This window comes from Geobacter sp. OR-1 (assembly GCF_000813145.1).
Taxonomy (GTDB): domain Bacteria; phylum Desulfobacterota; class Desulfuromonadia; order Geobacterales; family DSM-12255; genus Geoanaerobacter.
The window spans coordinates 154,096-170,962 of sequence record NZ_BAZF01000003.1; the positions used below are offsets into that span (position 1 = coordinate 154,096).

The window sequence follows — 16,867 nt, forward strand, 5'->3', positions numbered from 1 at the left end:
TCACGCCGGCGCCAGGCGCATTTTCGGAATCAGCGCTTCGGGGAGTTCGGCCATCCGCTCCGGTCCGAGCCTGATGAGCTCTGTCCGGAACCTCTCCGCATCGGTAACGAGCGTTGCCACCTCGATCCTGCGGCAGACCGGGCTGACACGCTTCAGGTATTCCGTCCCCTTGGTCAGCAGGGAGACCGCACCGCCATAATTGCCATTACTCCAGTGCAGGATGGCAACGGCAATCTGCAGCATTCCCTGGTAGAACCAGCGGGGCTCATCCTCGGAACCGATCCAGAGGTCTTCGAGAGTTTCGTGGCATTCATACCAGTCGCCGCGATTGAACTCGCCGAATGCCCGCAGTATCGCACCGGATGGGGCTTCGTTGCACCATTGCATCTGACGCCTCCTTGCCGGGACATGCTCATCCGTGAGCCCTTTGCCGGTTTATCAGGGCATCGACACTCCAGATCCCGCCACCGTATGCGGCAATAAACAGAAACGCAAAGCAGTACAGCACTGCCAGCTCGCCATTGTTCTGAAGCGGCAACAACGCCTTGGTTCCATGCCCGATCCAGTAAGCGAATGCCATCTGGCCGCTGGTTATGAAGGCCGCCCAGTTTGTGAACAGCCCGATCATTACCAGGATGCCGCCAATAAGCTCGATCGGACCGGCGACGTAGGTGATGAATGCTGGGACATTGCCCGGCATGCCGCTAGGAAAGCCGAACAGCTTCTGGACGCCGTGCCAGAGGAACAGGAAACCGACGACGATCCGCATCAGGGCGTAACAGTGGTCACGGTATTTCGACATGAATGAATTCATGATCCCACCTCCTTTTCATTATCAATCCTACAAGACCATTTTAGTCTAATTAGATAAAAATCAATAGCAGTCCATTATGGCAGGCAGGGCTTAGGGAATGAGTGGCACGGATGGGCGTGATCGCCAAGGGGGCCAATGAATGGTATAGTATGGATAGGTGGCTGTTCAGTTGATAACCGTGTCAGATAAGGAGAAAATCATGAGCAAAGGCGTGGATAGCAAGAAGGAAGTAAAAAAGGCCCCGACCAAGACCCCGAAGGAAAAAAGGTGGAGAAACAGATTAAAAAGGCTGAAAAGAAGAGATAATTCAGAGTCGTGAGTTTACTGGCTGAGCAAAGGCGGCCGATTGGCCGCCTTGTTTGTTTTCGGACTCCGCTCAGGCCTTACCTTCTCTACCGCTACGCAGTTCCTCCAGCATTTTGTGGATCTCGGCGATGACCATGTTTTGCGCTTCAAGGTTCTCCAGGATGACCTGGATTTCGGTTTCCGCCTTCAGGTTGACTTCATAGTCGATGTGCGCCTCGATCCGGTCGTGTTCTGCCTTGCGGTTCTGGCTCATCATGATCATGGGCGCGGTATATGCGGCCTGAAGCGACAACACCAGATTCATCAGGATGAAGGGATAGGGGTCCCAGTGCCGCACCCAGGCGGTAACATTGAGCAGCGCCCACAAGGTGAGCAGGAGAGACTGACCGATGATGAAATGCCACGAGCCTACCTTTGCTGCTATCCAGTCCGCAGCTTTCTGGCCGATAGTCAGGCGTTCTTTGATAACCTCGTTAACGTTCTTTATCGGTCCGTGTTCATGCCGGTAATGGGGCGGGAATGGGCTTTGCCTCATGGTTTACTCCTTGCTCGTCTGATCAGATACTCCAGGGTTACGTGCCTGTTTGTGTTAAAGCAATAATAGCGATCATCTGGTCCGGTACAATCCGGTGGCAAGGCAACGCTCTTCGCATGCCCGCTTCAACCGAGAAAAGGCAAGGCAAACAGCAGCGTAAAGCCGTTGACCATAAGAAAGGTCCCGCAGGCTGCGGATGCTGCGGAAATACAGAACACCGCAAAGGAGTTGGCCAGGATGGCGATGGAAGACATCACAATGGCAATCTGCAGGAAGGCCTCTGCAAAATCGAAGTACGGGTCTTTTCTCATGGAGACATCACGGGATCGCTCCTGTTGTTTCGCGTTGGCCTCGATCTCTTTCTTCTCGCCGGCATAACGTGCCGATTCCTTTTCCGCCAGTGCCAGCAGCTCCGCATACTGTCTTCGGGCTTCAGGGGCAATCGTTACGCCTCGTTCGGCAAGCAGCGCCCTTGTTTTGATCGCCTCGATCCGGTAGGTATGCTCCCGCATCACCTTTGACTGGTAAAAGGCCCATTGGTTCGAGGCCTGTTGCTGCGACAGCATCATATCCTTGCCGGCATTGTTCCCTCCCAGTGAGGTAATGGCCAGCAACACGGCATAAACTGCCGTGACCAGCGCCACCCGCCGGCCGAACCTGTTTTTTGCCTGTTCCGCCAGTTCTTCATAATCAGGGACATCGATATCTGCCATCAATAGCTCCTTGAACTTTGCCGGGGTGAAATTCTATAACTCGATTATTCCAAAGGCGGCCGATTGGCCGCCTTTGGTTTTCATGCCGGATTACTGCTGAAGATAAACGCCTGCCCGGCCGCAATGGCCGGGCAGGGAGGTCGTGCCGTTAAAACCCGCACATCGCCTGGGCCTTGCCGATTTTACCGTGAAGTTTTCCGGCCATTCGCTCAACTTTGCCCTTTGCCGCCAGTTTCCTGTTAGCGATCAATGTGCCGACAAACTTTTTGACCGTACCCCTTACTTCGTGAAACATCCCCATTGCCATCCGCTTTCTGCTGGCTCTCATGATGAACCTCCCTGCCGCTGTCTAAATTAGCGGCCACCGTCAGCCTGCACCGCATGAGCTCTTCCGCCTGAGTTTAGTATAGCAGAATTCCGGCCGTGCAACTACCGGATAACCTGATCTAATGGTAGCCCGCGAGTTTCTCCTGAAGAGCGGTCTGTTGCGGGCGGGAGAGACTCTGATATCCTTATTTTATAAGGCTGACCGCTGTTTGAAAGGGGGTTTTCCATGTACGGCAAAGACAGGATTTATAAAAAAGTCGAGATCATAGGGGTTGCTGCCGTAAGCATCGAAGCGGCAATCGAGACGGCTTTGGTCAAGGCGCAGAACTCGCTGGACAAGCTGTCCTGGTTTGAAGTGCAGGATGTCCGCGGCCATATCGGGCCGGATGGCAAGGTCGCCGAATACCAGGTGGTCCTCAAGGTGGCTTTCGAGCTGAAGGGGTAACTGCGGCATGACGCTACTCGGAGGGCGACAGAAGAATCATGGGGAATAATGGAAAAGAAACCCTCCTGGTCGCCCTTGGCGGCAATGCGCTGATTCGTGCCGGCGAGGCCGGGACCATTGCCGAACAGTTCGAGAACCTGCGGGTGCCGATGCGTCAGATCGCCCGACTGGCGGAGCGTTACCGGATCATAGTCACCCACGGCAACGGCCCCCAGGTGGGAAATCTCCTGCTGCAGCAGGAGTGCTGTAGCACAGTGCCCCGGCTCCCCCTGGAAATCCTGGTTGCCCAGACCCAGGGGCAGATCGGTTACATGATCGAGTCAACCCTGGATGGCGAACTGACGGCCGCCGGGGTCGCTGGCCGTCACATGGTGAGTCTGATCAGTTATGTGGTGGTTGCCGAAAACGACCCGGCATTCCTCAATCCATCGAAACCGGTCGGTCCCTATTATTCCGAGGAAGAATCCAGAGGACTGCCCTGGCCGTTCCGCAAGACCGCAAAGGGGTATCGCCGGGTGGTTGCCTCACCGCGACCGCTCACTATTGTCGAAAAGAGCGAGATAAAGGCGCTGATTGAACTGGATTTCATCGTCATCTGCTGCGGTGGCGGTGGTATCCCGGTGATCCGCGAGGGGCGCGCCTTCCACGGCGTCGATGCCGTCATCGACAAAGACCTGGCCAGCGCCTGCCTCGCCACGGAGGTTGGAGTTGACATATTCGTCATTGCCACCGACGTAGCGCGGGTTAGCCTTGACTACGCCACCCCTGCAGAGCGTCCCCTGGAACGGATGTCGGTGGCTGAAGCGCGGCACTTTCTGGGGGCAGGACAATTTCCGGCCGGCTCCATGGGGCCAAAGGTGGAAGCGGCCGTGCAGTTTATGGAGGGTGGCGGCAAGCGTGCCGTTATAACCGCCATCGACAGGATCAACGCGGCAATAGCCGGCAAGGAAGGGACTGAAATTGTCCGTGGGTGAGTAATAGCGGGTGCTTACTTATTGAAACAGGCGGCCGGAGCGGCCGCCTGTCCTTCACCCGCGGATCATACTGCGGGTTTTTCGCCGGCCGGGTTCATCTGCCACAGGGCCAGGGTCGCTCCCGTGGGATCGGTAATGATGCTGAACCAGCCGATACCCGGGATCTCGGTAACCTCCTTGCAGACCGTTGCCCCGAGGGTCCTCGCCTTTTCAGTGGCGACCGCCGCATCGTCCACCAGCACATAAGCGATCCAGAACGACGGCGCATCGGGCACCGGGGTTTTCATCATGCCGCCGCCGGTCCCTTCTCCCACCTTGATCAGCGTATAGTCCATCCCGGGTATCTCTTCCAGCTGCCAATCGAACAGCCCGGTATAAAAAGCCTTGGCCTTGTCAAGGTCAGTGGTTGCAAGTTCCACATGAACGAACGGATTTGCCATGACATACTCTCCTTTCTCTCTGCGATCCCCTGCTTTGATTTAATTATACGCCGACCGGGAAAAAGTGGCGATCATTAGCGTGGCCGCTGCCACGGCTGTTATGTGGTAAACTCTTTTATATGCTGACCCGGCGCGAATTCCTTGCCTGTGGCGGCAGTGTGGCGCTTGCCGCAACCACCGGCTGCGTTGCCAGCCCACCACTGCCCAAGTCCGGCTTCATCGATTTCGGCGATCCGGACCACCCCTACCTGGGCTTGGCCACCTCGCTGATGCAGGAGTATGACTATGACGCGGCTGTGGAGGGTGCAGTACCCCCGGGGCTGCGGGGAGTGCTCTATCGCAACGGTCCGGGGCTGTTCGATCGGGGCGGATTGCGCAAACGGAGTCTGCTGGACGGAGACGGGCTGGTCCAGCGCGTTCACTTTCACGACAACGGGGTCAGGTTTCGCTGCCGTTTCGTGCGGACCCCCAAGTTTCAGGAAGAAGAGGCTGCGGGCAGTTTCCTCTTTCCTACCTGGAGCACCCTTGCGCCCGGCGGGATCTGGAACAATTTCTGGGGGCCGGGCCGCATCCGCAGCCAGGCAGGGGTAACGGTCTTTCCGTGGCGCGGACGGCTGTACGCCTTCGACGAATCCTCCCTGCCGTTCTCCCTCGACCCGATAACCCTGGAAACGATCGGAGAGTCCCGGCTGGGGGTGCCTCCGGAAATGCCGCTGATCTTTGCCGCGCACCCCAAGTTTGACCCCCGGACCGGCGAATGGCTCCATTTCGGCATCCAGTACGGCCGGCAGGTTTCCCTGCACCTCACCTGTTTTGCTGGCGACGGCACCCTGGTCCGTCACCGGATTATCGAACTTCCCCGCTACGTTTATATCCACGACTGGTTCGTTGCCAGCCGCCATGTGCTGCTGAGTCTCCATCCCCTGGAGGTGGCGGTCTGGGGGCCGCTGCTCGGCATCCGCAGCATCCTCGATTCGCTGCGCTGGCGGCCGGAGCAGGGAAATCTGCTCATGGTTCTGCCACGGGACTTCAACGGCGAGCCACTCCTGTTGACGACCGAGGCATCGTTCATGTGGCACGGCGTAAATAGCTATGAGCATGGGGGGGAGCTTCTGGCCGATTTCGTGGGGTATGCCAACCCGGACCACCTTGTGGGACCGGCGGCGGTTGCCCAGACGGTCATGACCGGCCGGAAAGGGGTCTTTCGCACCCCTGGCCGGCTCTGGCGCTACCGGATCGATCTGCTGCAACGGCGGGTGGAGCGGGAGCTTCTGGCCGCGGGGAACTTCGAGTGGCCGCGGATCGACGAGCGGCAGCGGTGCCGGGCGCACCGCTTTGTCTACCTCTGCGCAGCCAATCCTGCCGAGTTCTTCTGGTCGGCAGTAGAGCGGCACGATCTGCAGACCGGGCAGCACGGCCGTTATGATTTCGGGGCAGGGTACTACTGCACCGAGCCGGTCTTTGTCCCGCGATCGGTCAGTGCCGGTGAGGAGAGCGGCTGGGTGCTGACCGAGGTCTATGACAGCCGGACCAGAAAGAGTTTCCTGGCGGTACTGAATGGCGAACGCCTTGAGGATGGGCCGTTGGCCCGGGTGATGCTGCGGCATCATGTGCCGTTCAGCTATCACGGTTGGTGGCAGGCGGACGGTGAGGCATGAATTAACGACGCCGGACGGTTGTATTCTAGAAATGCTCTCCCGAGGCCCCTTCCGTCGGTGTTCTGCTGGCGGAACGCCGTTCCCAGACGCTGACCTGCCAGTTGTCCAGCCGGTTGTCCGCGGCGATCCAGGGGGGAACGGCGACGCGAAAGTAAGAGGCCAGGGCGTGGACATACGGTTCGTACTGCCAGCGCAGCTCGGTCAGCTTCTGTTCGACCGCCTTCCCATCTCGCAGTTTCAGCCCCCTTTCCGCCAGGAGCGCGCGCAGTTCCGCCAGTTTTTCGGTTGAAAGGCGCGCCGGTTTGTGCTCCCGTGGCTGGGTACCGAAAACAAGGGACAGGTCGACTACGGCATGACGGGCCATGGCAAAGGTGAGTTCCGCTTGGCGCTCGCAAGTTCCTTCCACCCCGGCAATCAGCAGGGCGCAGGTGTCGAGGATTGCTGTCAGGGCTCCGAGCCACGACTGGTTGTCGTGCTGGGAGCGGAAGTAGGCCAGGACCGGGTAGGAGAGGTGCCCCTCCAGGAACTCCGCCGACCAGCGCTCCCATTCGTGGAGAAGTTGTCGGAGAGCCTCCATCCCCCGCTCGTGCCCGTGGCGGCGAAGCATCTCTGAAGCGGTCGGCGGTGAGCCGGCACGGGCATCAAGGAGCGAGATGCTGACTTCGCGGTTGGCAAAGGTCTGGTTGAGCGCCGGGAGATAGCCGATGACAAGGGCGAGAAAGGCAAAGCCGGTCCCGGATTCGAGTACCACCAGCAGCCGCGCTCCACTGTTCCGGGGAACGGCGTCGCCCAGCCCCAGGGTAAAAAAGGTTGTGCCGCTTAGGTAGAGATCGACCAAAAATCCCGAATCTCCGACATGGCTCAGGACCGCCGAGCCTAAACCCCAGTGCAGGAGGGCAAAGCCGGTGATCAGCCCGCCCGCCCAGATGCTGAGCAAAAGCAGCAGCGACAAGGGGCCGAAATAGCTCAACCAGGTCTCCCGGCGTTGGGGGGGCACCAGTTTTGTGATCGTCTTGACCCATGGAATCCAGGTCCGGCGATAGAAAAATCGGGTCATCCGGAACCGCCGGGTCACCCGGCGCGGCAGGACAATGGTCTCGAACCCCTCCCAGAGAACCAGACCGATCAAGACGATCCCGCTTAAGGTTGCAACTATCGCCACAGACGCCCCTGCTGTTCTTTCCCCGGGAAAATGTCTTCTCTTTCCATAAAGCTTACCTGACGTTATTGGTGGAGGCAAATTGCGCCGGCAGCAAAGTAATCGAGAATCCAGTACCGATATTATGTCATAGCCCGGAAAATGGGCCTTGCGCACAGATGATGAAAAATAAGTTGACATTAGTAAAGAATTCTTATAAAGACATAAAAGGTCTTATATCTCCGTAAACGTTTGGCATCCAGAAAATCTTCCGTTTGTGTTGTTGATATGGAGGCAACGCCAGGACGCCGCCAGTTTCAAAAAAGTAAAATTTCTCATCGGCAGTTTTGCGCCAGAGATTCGTGGTGCAATCGACTGCAAACCAGAATGGACCGCAGATTTAAAAATGAAATTGTTATGTCAGAATAAAAGATAAAAATGGTCTTGTTGGTCGTGTTGTGTAATCGGGAGATGCGGGTGAGTAACACCAATTTTGAAAACGTAGAAAAGGAGAGAACAAGATGAGAGATTTGTGGCTTGGAAAACCGCTAAAATTCTTATTGGGGGCGCTGTTAGTGCTGGCGATGACCGGAACGGCTTTTGCCGAAGAGGTCAACCATTACGGTGTCAGGCTCAGGGGGCTGGTCGTCATTCCGGACCAAACTGTTGACAGCCGCCTCGATAACCTGGAAATCGAAGCAAAGACGGCAGTTGCTCCTGAACTCGATCTGGAGTACTTTTTCACCCGGAATATCTCGACTGAATTGATTCTGGGAGTCACCAAGCATGACCTGATTGCCCAGGGTAGAAGCCTCGGCTCCACCTGGCTGCTTCCGCCTACCCTGACCCTGAAATATCACCCGCTCCCCGCAGCCAAAATCAGCCCCTATATCGGCTTCGGGGTCAACTACGTCATTCCGTTCAATGACAAGGCTGACGGCGTTCTCAATGTTTCCGACTTTCATATCTCCAGCAGCTTCGGATGGGCAGCCCAAGCAGGGGCCGATGTCCCCCTTGGCAACAACTGGTTCTTCAACCTCGATCTCAAGTATTTGAATGTCGATACAGAAGCAAGAATCAACGGAACCACATACGACCTGGATTTGAATCCCTTCATCGTAGGGACTGGCGTGGGTTATCGTTTTTAAATAACAGCGACCCGCATTGCGTCTCCCCAATCAGCCCACGGCCAGTTCCGTGGGCGTTTTTTTATTGGCGATCGCCTGACCGTAACGTTTCGTGTCTTACCTTGGACAGCGGGCCGTTTTGTGCGATAATTTAATTAAAGGCGGAGTCAATAACACCGCGAAACGATAAGCGAAATCGGGGGAGTTATGGCTGGCACAATCTGGAAGGGGATTATCCATTTCGGGGCTACGAACGTACCGGTGAAGCTGCACAGCGCGGTCAGGGAAGAGCGGATTCAGTTCCACCTCCTGCACCGGCGCGACCGGGTGCGTTTGCACCAGATGATGATCTGCACCTATGAAAACAAGCCGGTAGCGGTGGAGGCCCAGACCAAGGGGTTCGAGGTCGAGGAGGGTAAGTACATCATCGTCGATCCCGAGGAGTTGGAACAGACCACTCCGGAAAGCAGCCGACTGATCGAGGTCCACGAATTCGTTGAGAGCGCCCGGATCGATCCGATCTTCTTCGACCGGGTCTACTACCTGGAACCGGATTCACCGCTGGGGGAATATAACGAACTCGTCGTTGCCCTGCAGGAGATGGGCGCGGCCGGCATCTGCACCTGGAGTATGAGGAAGCGCTCCTATCTGGGGACCGTGCAGGCGTGTGGCAATGCTCTGCGCCTTACAACCCTGCATTACGCCGACGAAGTGATCGCAGCGACGGCTCTCGGCCTGCAGGAGATTCCGGTATCGGAAAGGGAACTGCAGATTGGGAGAGACCTGATCAGCCAGCTGACGGCGCCTTTCCAGCCGGAGAAGTTCGAGAACGAGCACGAGAAGAAACTGCGGCAGCTGATCGACAAGAAGGCCCGCGGCGAGAAGGTTGCGGTGTTGCGGCCGAAGGTCCTGAAGCCGACCGGAGCGGATGAACTGCTGCAGGCGCTGGAGGAAAGCCTCAAGAAGGTTGCCTGACCGGCCCGGCAGCATGGGCCGCGGTCATACAGGAGGATGAAATGGCTCTGCAAGGGATATGGAGCGGGACGATCAGTTTCAGCCTGGTTGCGATTCCGGTTCAGCTGGTCAGGGCCGTGGCACCCGGCCGCATCTCGTTTCACCTGCTTCACAGCACCGATTACGCTCCCCTTGCCCGAAGGATGTACTGCCCGCAGCAGGAGGAACTGGTTCCGCCCGAGGAGATCATCAGGGGATACGAGCTTGCCCCCGATCACTACCTGCCGATTACGAACGAGGAGTTGGAGTCGGTATCCCCCGAACGGAGCCGGACTATCGAGATCATCGACTTCATCGACATGGCTGAAGTCGACCCGGTCTATTATGACCGCCCGTATTATCTCGTTCCGTTGAAGGGGGGCGAAAAATCGTACCGGCTCCTGGCCGAGGTGATGCGACAGACGAACAGGGCCGGCCTTGCCAGGTTCGTGCTGGCCGAACGGGAGTACCTGGTGGCGGTCAAGAGCACCCAGGGTGCGCTTACCCTGATCACGCTCCATTACAGCGAGGAAGTCCTGCCCGTTGCCGTGCCGGTGGCAGGGGAAAGCGCGGCTGGCGGAAAAGACCGGATCAAGGGGAGTATCGAGAAGATGATGACGGAGTTCGATCCTGGTAAGTATGCGGATAGCCGGCGGGCAAAGATCCTGGCGCTCCTGAAGACCAAGGCCGAGGAAACCGGGCCGGTTACAGCCCCGCAGACGGCTGAAGAAGCCGAAGGGCCGCCCGATCTGATGGCGGCGCTGGAGGAGGCCATTCGTGATCTGAAGGAGAACCGGTGAATCGTAATATCGTCGAAACCGCCGGTAACCGGCTTGCGCTCTCGAACCTGGAAAAAGCGCTTTACCCGGCAGTCGGCTTCACCAAGGCCCAGGTCCTGGAATACTACCGCCGGATCGCGCCGTTCATCCTCCCCCATCTGCGGGACCGGGCATTGACCCTGAAGCGGTATCCCGACGGAGTGGAAAAGGGGTTCTTTTTCGAAAAGCGCTGCCCTTCACACCATCCATCATGGGTGCAGACCGCGGACGTTCTCCGGGACGACGGCGAGCAGATGAACGTCTGCCTGGTCAATGACCAGGCCACGCTCCTCTGGGTGGCCAACCTGGCCTCCCTGGAACTCCATGTGCCCATGGCAAGGACCGGTTCCCCGGATACTCCCGATGCCATGGTCTTCGACCTGGACCCGGGCGTGCCGGCCGATATCCTCGATTGCGCCCGTCTGGCGTTGACAATCCGGGATCTCCTCTCCCGGTTGGGGCTTGTCGCCTTTGTCAAGACCTCGGGCCAGAAGGGGCTCCATCTCTATGTCCCGTTGAACCGGCCGGAAACGACCTTTGAGGATACCAAGGAGTTTTCCCGGGCCGTGGCAGTGATCCTGCAGAAGAACTATCCGGACCTGGTGACGGCAAAGATGGCAAAGGACCAGCGGCCGGGGCGGATTTTCATCAACTGGTCGCAGAACGATGCGAAATTGACGACAGTCTGCGCCTATTCCCTGCGGGCCCGGGAAGAACCGGTCGTTTCGTTCCCCCTTGGCTGGGGTGAACTGGAGGCGCTGGCAAACCGAGGGGACGCGCGGAAATTCCGGATCAATCCCGGAGAGGCGGTAGAGAGAGCGGAAAAGGATGGGGATCTGTTTCGCGAGCTGCTGGTGAAAGAGCAGAAATTGCCGCATCTGTGACGCGCGAGGAGTGGGAGGCTTAGAGGGAAATGGGCCTTAAAGAATACACAGCCAAACGGAGATTCAAGGAAACTCCGGAACCGGAGCCGGATGAACGCGCCGGGGAAGAGCGGCTCGTGTTCGTCGTCCATAAGCATGCGGCCCGGGCTCTGCACTATGACTTGAGGCTCGAACTGGATGGGGTGCTGAAGAGCTGGGCCGTGCCGCGGGGGCCATCGCTCGATCCGGCTGTGAAAAGGCTGGCCGTCATGGTTGAAGACCATCCGTTCAGCTACCGGGAGTTCGAGGGGGTCATTCCCGAGGGGAATTACGGCGCCGGCAGCGTCATCATCTGGGACCGGGGCTTTTACCGCCACCCGGCCGGCCGGAACCGGGCCGAAAACGAGCAGCTGCTCCTGGCCGGCCTGGCCAAGGGGGACCTGAAGTTCATCCTCGAAGGGGAAAAGCTCCGGGGCGAATTCGCGCTGGTGAGGACGCGGGATGCCAGATCGTGGCTGCTGCTGAAGAAAAAGGATCGCTTCGTTCATTCCGGAGAAATCCTTGGCGAGAGCCGTTCCGTTGCTTCGGGCAGGACCCTGGAGGAACTGCTTGAAACAGGGTCAAAGACCCCGACACGTCACCGGAAAATCGACCGGATTCGGCTGCGGGAAACCGAGGAGAGCGAAGGGCTGCAGGATGCGCCTGAGGCAGAGATGCCGCACGCGGTCCGGCCGATGCTCGCGACCCCGGCCCTGGAGCCGTTCGATCATCCGGACTGGATCTTCGAGATGAAATGGGACGGCTACCGGGCCGTCGCCGAGGTCAGGGAGGCGGAGGCGGCGCTCTACTCCCGCAACCTGCTCTCGTTGAACCGGAAGTTCGCCCCAATCGTGGAGGCGCTCAAGGCCTGCCGCTTCGAGGCAGTCCTGGACGGCGAGGTAGTTGCCGTGGACGAGCGGGGCCGTCCCGATTTCCAGCTGCTGCAGGATTACGGGAGCTCCGGCAGCGGTTATCTCCTCTATTACGTCTTCGATCTGCTCCATTTCCAGGGGCACGATCTCACCGGCCTGCCGCTGCTCAAGAGGAAGGAAATCCTGAAGAGGGTTCTCCCGTCCGGCCCGCGCATCCGGTTCAGCGATCATGTCGTGAACGACGGAATCCTGTTCTTCCAGGTCGTTCGGGAAAAGGGGCTTGAGGGGATCATTGCCAAACATGGCCAGAGCACGTACCAGGTGGGGAAAAGGAGCCGGCAGTGGCTCAAGGTGAAGAGGCAGCTCACCCAGGAAGGGGTGATCGCCGGATTCACGGCGCCCCGCGGGGGAAGAGGCCATTTCGGCACCCTGGTGCTGGGTCAATACGATGGCAACGAGCTGATCTGCATCGGTCATGCGGGTGGCGGCTTCGCTGCAGAGGAACTGAAGCTGATCCACGAACGGCTGCAGCCTCTGGTCCAGGAGACATGCCCCTTCAGGGTCGTGCCACCGGCCAACGCCCCGGTCACCTGGGTAAGGCCCGAGCTGGTCTGCGAAGTGACGTTCTCTGGCTGGACCGATGACGCGGTCATGAGGCATCCGGTTTTCCTCCGGATGCGCGAGGACAAGGCCGCCCGCGAGGTGGTGCGCGATAGCGGCGAAGGAGTTCGACCATGAAATTCCATGTCGGTACGAGCGGTTATGGCTACAAGGAATGGAAAGGGATCTTCTATCCGGAAAAGATCTCCCCCAAGGAGATGCTTCATTTCTACGGCGAACGTTTCAACGCCGTGGAGATCAACTACACCTATTATCACATGCCGACCGAGCGGATTCTGACCCCCTGGGCCGAGCAGGTAGCGGACGGTTTTGTCTTTGTCCTCAAGGCGCCCCAGGTGATCACCCATGTGAAGCGGCTGAAAGAGGTGAACGAGGAAGCGGAGTACTACTTCAGGACCGTCTCGCTTCTGGGGGAGAAACTCGGGGCAATCCTGTGCCAGTTTCCCGCATTCTTCCGGGCCAATCTCCCCCGGCTGGAGACCTTTCTCGACCTGATCCCCGCCCATGTGCGCTGCGCCTTCGAGTTTCGCAGCCCGACCTGGCTGGAGGCCGGCGTTGCCGAGCTGTTGCGCGAGCGCGGCCACTCCCTCTGCATCGCGGATACTGACGAGGCCCCGGCAGCGGAGATCGTCAGCACGGCGCAGTGGGGGTATCTGCGCCTGCGTCGTCCCGGTTACACCGAGGCCGACCTGGCGCAGTGGGCCAAGCGGATTCAGGCGCAGCCATGGGAACGGGCGTTCGTCTTTTTCAAGCACGAAGAAGAGGCCACGGGCCCCAGGCTGGCGCTCCGCTTCATGGAACTTAACGACCAGGGGGAAAGAGCGCCGTTGATTTAATCAGCTCTTTAAGGTACGGGGGCGGTGGAGCATTATTGGCAGGTGAGGTTGATACAGCGTAAAATCTTGATCTGTGGTGAATATGGGAATCTTGTGGCGCGCAGCTATGGCGCAAATGAGAAAGTCGGTATTTGATCCTTGAATCCCCTTGCCACGGCAGAGATTGAAGAAATCGGCAGCAGTCTCGTAATCGCTGGTTGTTACTTCAAGGTCGGGGAAAGCCCGCAGGTGATTGCGCAGTTTCCGAAACTGCGGCTGGTTCTTGATTCCGGAGAGGAGTTCCTGGCGGACCGGGCCGATTATCTGGCCCCGCACCTCTCTGATCAACTCGATGAGTTCTGCTACCACCGGGCTGTCAGCGGGCTGATTGCGTCGCAGCGCCAAGGACCATACTGATGTGTCAATCAGGACTCTCATCTTTTCTTGCGCTGAGCTTTGTAGTCATAGTCCGGATCATATTCTATGGAATTAAAAAGGTTAATGATCTCCGCTTGCTTGCGGCGCTGAACATACTCTGCAAGCGCTTCATTGACTACCGCTTTTTTGGTTGCATGTTTGCCGACAATCCGGGCCTCTTCGAGCAGGTTGTCGTCAATTGCCAGATTAGTTGCCATGGGAACCTCCGTACACAAATGTTTACACACTGCGATGTGTAAAGTCAAGCCTTGGAGCAACAGGAGAATAGGGAAGATGCCGATTCTGAGACAGATAGCACAACTGGGGCAGCCGGTGTTGCGGGGTGTGGGGGCGGCGGTCGCCGATCCGGCAGACCCTGCGGTTCAGGCGCTCATCGATGATATGCTGGTAACCGTGGCGGATGCCAACGGCGTCGGGATCGCTGCGCCGCAGGTGTTCGAGCCGCTCTCCCTCTTCATCGTTGCCTCGCATCCCAACCCGCGCTACCCGCATGCGCCGCAGATGGAGCCGACTGCAATGATCAATCCGGAGATCGTCTGGATGTCTGACGAGAAGGAGAAGGGGTGGGAGGGGTGTCTCAGTATCCCCGGCCTGCGCGGCCCGGTGCCCAGGCACCGGCGGATCGGCGTGCGCTACCTGACCCGCTCGGGAGAGCTCCGGGAGGAGGAGTACGACGGTTTCCTGGCGCGCGTGTTCCAGCACGAGTTCGATCATGTCCGGGGGATGGTTTTCATTGACCGGGTGGAGGACACGCGGGAGCTGATGACGGAGAAGGAGTATGTACGGTTGATGCCGGGGTAGAACCCGGCTCATGCCCGCGCCGGCGCGCACAATATCGCCGCTGCGTCGCAAATCAGAAGGGGCGTTTGATTGCCCTTGACAGTGGCTGCTCGGCAGGGTTACAAACGTTTCATCAATATGACGTAATTTGCAGCCTTGTAATCGGGGAGGCGTGTCACCCCTCCCTTGAGAGCGTGCCATGCACCGGCCCCTGTCCCAAACGAGAACCGCCCATGCCGTAAAATTTACGGCCGGGCGGTTTTTTGCGTTTTGAAGGGATAGTTCAGGGAGGGGTTGTTGTGTTTGAGACTTGGTTAGGGCGATTCAGGGCAAAGTCTATAATTTTTGTGATCTGCCGGGTTTATAGATATAGAAACTGAGAGGTGAGGCAATAAACCGTCAAAGATTGTACATTTAGAAACTCGGCTCTAACGGGTGATTAAGTAGTTGAACATGAAGGAGGTAACTATGACATCATTGGTGCTTGAACTGCAAAAATCCGCCATGGATCAGAGCCAAGAAGTTGCGGCTATCCTTAGAAAGGCTATGGTCGTTGCATCGAAGCTTCGCCTTCATGACTTCCGAGATTGGTGTTCTGATGAGATGAATGGATATAGTGAGCGACCCATTCCACCTTACCGGAAAGTGCATGGTCAGCTGAAAGCTCATAATCCCTACAACGGATGGATACCCGTGATAATGGAAGACGTACGGACACAAGAATTATTGTCCCAGCGAGCTGTTGGGCAGGCTATAAGCGAGTTGGAGCATCTAATCAAAGATAAAAATGATGGAAACCTTCAGGTGCCACTGCCTCATAACATCCTGATGGAGGTCTTCGGCAATTCTGAGTCGTTTCAACTCGGCATGGTACCGACGTTACTGGTTGGACGAAACCAAGTTGCTGGCATAGTTCAGGCAGTTAGAAACAAGGTGCTGGAGTGGAGTCTTGAACTTGAGCAAAATGGGATTCTCGGTGAAGGGATGACTTTTTCAGCAGACGAAGTCAAACTCGCATCGGGCACGGTATACAACATCGGTACATTTTCTGGAGTTATTGGTGATGTCACAAGTTCGAATCTTCAAGTCGGTAATTACAACAGTTTACATCCGGAACTAAAACGCCGAGGAGTGCCACAGGCCGAGCGGAACCAACTTGAGGAAATACTTGACGAACTTCCAGAGGCAAAAGGCCCCCAAAAAGAAGCACTGCTTAAAAAAGGAATTTCTTGGGTTACGAGGAACGCTAAAGAGCTTGGAACTTTATCCGCTGCCATTAGGGCATGGTTCGAGTGAGGCATGTCCAACCAGACGGGTGCTGCTGTTTTCACAGCAGACCCGCCAAGGCGTTATGCGTGAAATAGAAAATTAGTGACACTCCCCGTATTTATCGGGAAAAACTGGAGAGTGTTTGAATGCATAAGTAGTTGAGGTGGAAGCCTCCGGTGGTATTGATAGCTTGTGCGAGCAAGCGGTCGGACCGGCAAAAAACTGGCGAGTGTTCCTAGTTTCTCCCCCGAAATCCCCCCTACTTATTCCCCTAATTTCCTACAATTATATGGCACTTGACATTAAGGCGATAAGATATACATGTTTTAACACCACAGCAAATTCCAGAACACCGTGATCAATTGCCCGCACCGTCATCTATTGGGAGAAGCGCCGGAAGGGAGGACAATCATGAAATGCGACGTTTATCGATGCTCATATGGTATCGGCAAGCAAGGTGAGAACAAGCGAGGGATTCTCGTAAGCGGCATCGCATACCAATGCCAATCGGGCAATCAGCCGCTGAGTCAATGGGTTGAGCTGAACTACCAAAGGCTTAGGGTATCCGTCATCAGCGCCTCTCCTCTCGTTGTCGTGTGCGTGGACTGCTACCGCAAGATTTTTGGTCAGTACCCAATGCCGTCCACGTATGAAGGCAATCAGTACGGTAAACTGGTGACACCTGATGATGAGAAAAGGCGGAATGCTCAAGCCGCTGCGTCGTATTCGACTTATTTTGATGAGGATCCGATGCCTGCGGTTCGGCCTGACCCGCCCTCTGCGATTCAAGATTTGATTTTTGCCAAGACTCACGATGACTTGTTGTTCGAAGATTTTGTACGGAAAGCGCGAGGTGGATCCTGAATAGGGTGACGGCGAATC

21 protein-coding genes are annotated in these 16,867 nt (G+C 57.2%); 12 read left to right on the forward strand and 9 right to left on the reverse strand.

Annotated elements, in window-relative coordinates:
* The 5 genes from OR1_RS04325 to OR1_RS04345 all read right to left on the reverse strand — a co-directional run bounded on the left by OR1_RS04325 (position 1) and on the right by OR1_RS04345 (position 2,696).
* On the reverse strand, positions 1 to 387 hold the full coding sequence (locus OR1_RS04325; protein WP_041970230.1) for a DUF309 domain-containing protein: 387 nt from the start codon (positions 385 to 387) through the stop codon (positions 1 to 3).
* A 25-nt stretch (positions 388 to 412) separates the two neighbouring features.
* Positions 413 to 814, reverse strand: a complete 402-nt coding sequence (locus OR1_RS04330; RefSeq protein ID WP_041970231.1) for a DoxX family protein — start codon at positions 812 to 814, stop codon at positions 413 to 415.
* A 376-nt stretch (positions 815 to 1,190) separates the two neighbouring features.
* The gene (locus OR1_RS04335) at positions 1,191 to 1,655 is read right to left on the reverse strand and encodes a DUF1003 domain-containing protein (protein WP_041970232.1); all 465 of its coding nucleotides are present in this window, start codon (positions 1,653 to 1,655) and stop codon (positions 1,191 to 1,193) included.
* Positions 1,656 to 1,780: 125 nt separating this feature from the next.
* Complete coding sequence (locus tag OR1_RS04340) at positions 1,781 to 2,368, reverse strand: DUF4337 domain-containing protein (RefSeq protein ID WP_052440247.1); 588 nt, start codon at positions 2,366 to 2,368, stop codon at positions 1,781 to 1,783.
* 148 nt (positions 2,369 to 2,516) lie between these two features.
* Entirely contained in the window at positions 2,517 to 2,696 is a 180-nt protein-coding gene (locus OR1_RS04345; RefSeq protein ID WP_041970234.1) for a CsbD family protein, read from the reverse strand.
* A gap of 225 nt (positions 2,697 to 2,921) precedes the next feature.
* On the opposite strand from OR1_RS04345, the gene OR1_RS04350 reads away from it, so the two are divergent.
* The gene (locus OR1_RS04350) at positions 2,922 to 3,140 is read left to right on the forward strand and encodes a dodecin (RefSeq protein ID WP_041970235.1); all 219 of its coding nucleotides are present in this window, start codon (positions 2,922 to 2,924) and stop codon (positions 3,138 to 3,140) included.
* Between the two features lie 38 nt (positions 3,141 to 3,178).
* Positions 3,179 to 4,114, forward strand: a complete 936-nt coding sequence (arcC, locus tag OR1_RS04355) for a carbamate kinase (RefSeq protein WP_041970237.1) — start codon at positions 3,179 to 3,181, stop codon at positions 4,112 to 4,114.
* A gap of 65 nt (positions 4,115 to 4,179) precedes the next feature.
* Here arcC and OR1_RS04360 read toward each other — a convergent pair whose 3' ends face one another.
* Positions 4,180 to 4,554: a VOC family protein gene (locus OR1_RS04360; protein ID WP_041970239.1), complete on the reverse strand. Its 375-nt coding sequence runs from the start codon at positions 4,552 to 4,554 to the stop codon at positions 4,180 to 4,182.
* A gap of 119 nt (positions 4,555 to 4,673) precedes the next feature.
* Here OR1_RS04360 and OR1_RS04365 point away from each other — a divergent pair, with 119 nt between their 5' ends.
* A complete protein-coding gene (locus OR1_RS04365) occupies positions 4,674 to 6,212 on the forward strand; it encodes a carotenoid oxygenase family protein (protein ID WP_041970240.1) in 1,539 nt (512 codons plus the stop codon).
* A gap of 25 nt (positions 6,213 to 6,237) precedes the next feature.
* Here OR1_RS04365 and OR1_RS04370 read toward each other — a convergent pair whose 3' ends face one another.
* Entirely contained in the window at positions 6,238 to 7,374 is a 1,137-nt protein-coding gene (locus OR1_RS04370; protein WP_041970242.1) for an ion channel, read from the reverse strand.
* A gap of 497 nt (positions 7,375 to 7,871) precedes the next feature.
* Between OR1_RS04370 and OR1_RS04375 the strand changes: the two genes are divergently transcribed.
* The 6 genes from OR1_RS04375 to OR1_RS04400 all read left to right on the forward strand — a co-directional run bounded on the left by OR1_RS04375 (position 7,872) and on the right by OR1_RS04400 (position 13,519).
* Positions 7,872 to 8,498 (forward strand): OmpW family protein, encoded by a 627-nt coding sequence (locus OR1_RS04375; RefSeq protein ID WP_052440248.1) that lies wholly within the window; start codon positions 7,872 to 7,874, stop codon positions 8,496 to 8,498.
* A gap of 186 nt (positions 8,499 to 8,684) precedes the next feature.
* On the forward strand, positions 8,685 to 9,452 hold the full coding sequence (locus tag OR1_RS04380; RefSeq protein WP_041970243.1) for a Ku protein: 768 nt from the start codon (positions 8,685 to 8,687) through the stop codon (positions 9,450 to 9,452).
* 41 nt (positions 9,453 to 9,493) lie between these two features.
* Positions 9,494 to 10,270, forward strand: a complete 777-nt coding sequence (locus OR1_RS04385; RefSeq protein ID WP_041970244.1) for a Ku protein — start codon at positions 9,494 to 9,496, stop codon at positions 10,268 to 10,270.
* Entirely contained in the window at positions 10,267 to 11,172 is a 906-nt protein-coding gene (gene ligD, locus OR1_RS04390) for a non-homologous end-joining DNA ligase (RefSeq protein ID WP_041970246.1), read from the forward strand. The genes OR1_RS04385 and ligD (OR1_RS04390) overlap by 4 nt, the downstream gene beginning before the upstream one ends.
* 29 nt (positions 11,173 to 11,201) lie before the next feature.
* Entirely contained in the window at positions 11,202 to 12,800 is a 1,599-nt protein-coding gene (gene ligD / locus OR1_RS04395; RefSeq protein ID WP_052440249.1) for a non-homologous end-joining DNA ligase, read from the forward strand.
* Positions 12,797 to 13,519 (forward strand): DUF72 domain-containing protein, encoded by a 723-nt coding sequence (locus tag OR1_RS04400; protein WP_041970247.1) that lies wholly within the window; start codon positions 12,797 to 12,799, stop codon positions 13,517 to 13,519. The genes ligD (OR1_RS04395) and OR1_RS04400 overlap by 4 nt, the downstream gene beginning before the upstream one ends.
* On the opposite strand, the gene OR1_RS21380 is transcribed toward OR1_RS04400, so the two are convergent.
* Positions 13,520 to 13,936 (reverse strand): PIN domain-containing protein, encoded by a 417-nt coding sequence (locus OR1_RS21380; RefSeq protein ID WP_082002795.1) that lies wholly within the window; start codon positions 13,934 to 13,936, stop codon positions 13,520 to 13,522.
* On the reverse strand, positions 13,933 to 14,133 hold the full coding sequence (locus OR1_RS04410; RefSeq protein ID WP_041970250.1) for a type II toxin-antitoxin system VapB family antitoxin: 201 nt from the start codon (positions 14,131 to 14,133) through the stop codon (positions 13,933 to 13,935). Before OR1_RS04410 ends, OR1_RS21380 begins: the two co-directional genes overlap by 4 nt.
* 76 nt (positions 14,134 to 14,209) lie before the next feature.
* Between OR1_RS04410 and def the strand changes: the two genes are divergently transcribed.
* The 3 genes from def to OR1_RS04425 all read left to right on the forward strand — a co-directional run bounded on the left by def (position 14,210) and on the right by OR1_RS04425 (position 16,849).
* Positions 14,210 to 14,737 carry a peptide deformylase gene (gene def, locus OR1_RS04415; RefSeq protein WP_041970251.1) on the forward strand — a complete coding sequence of 176 codons (528 nt, stop codon included), beginning with the start codon at positions 14,210 to 14,212 and terminating at the stop codon, positions 14,735 to 14,737.
* A 447-nt stretch (positions 14,738 to 15,184) separates the two neighbouring features.
* Positions 15,185 to 16,012, forward strand: a complete 828-nt coding sequence (locus OR1_RS04420) for a hypothetical protein (protein ID WP_052440250.1) — start codon at positions 15,185 to 15,187, stop codon at positions 16,010 to 16,012.
* A 384-nt stretch (positions 16,013 to 16,396) separates the two neighbouring features.
* Positions 16,397 to 16,849 carry a hypothetical protein gene (locus tag OR1_RS04425; RefSeq protein WP_041970253.1) on the forward strand — a complete coding sequence of 151 codons (453 nt, stop codon included), beginning with the start codon at positions 16,397 to 16,399 and terminating at the stop codon, positions 16,847 to 16,849.
* Positions 16,850 to 16,867: the final 18 nt, after the last annotated feature.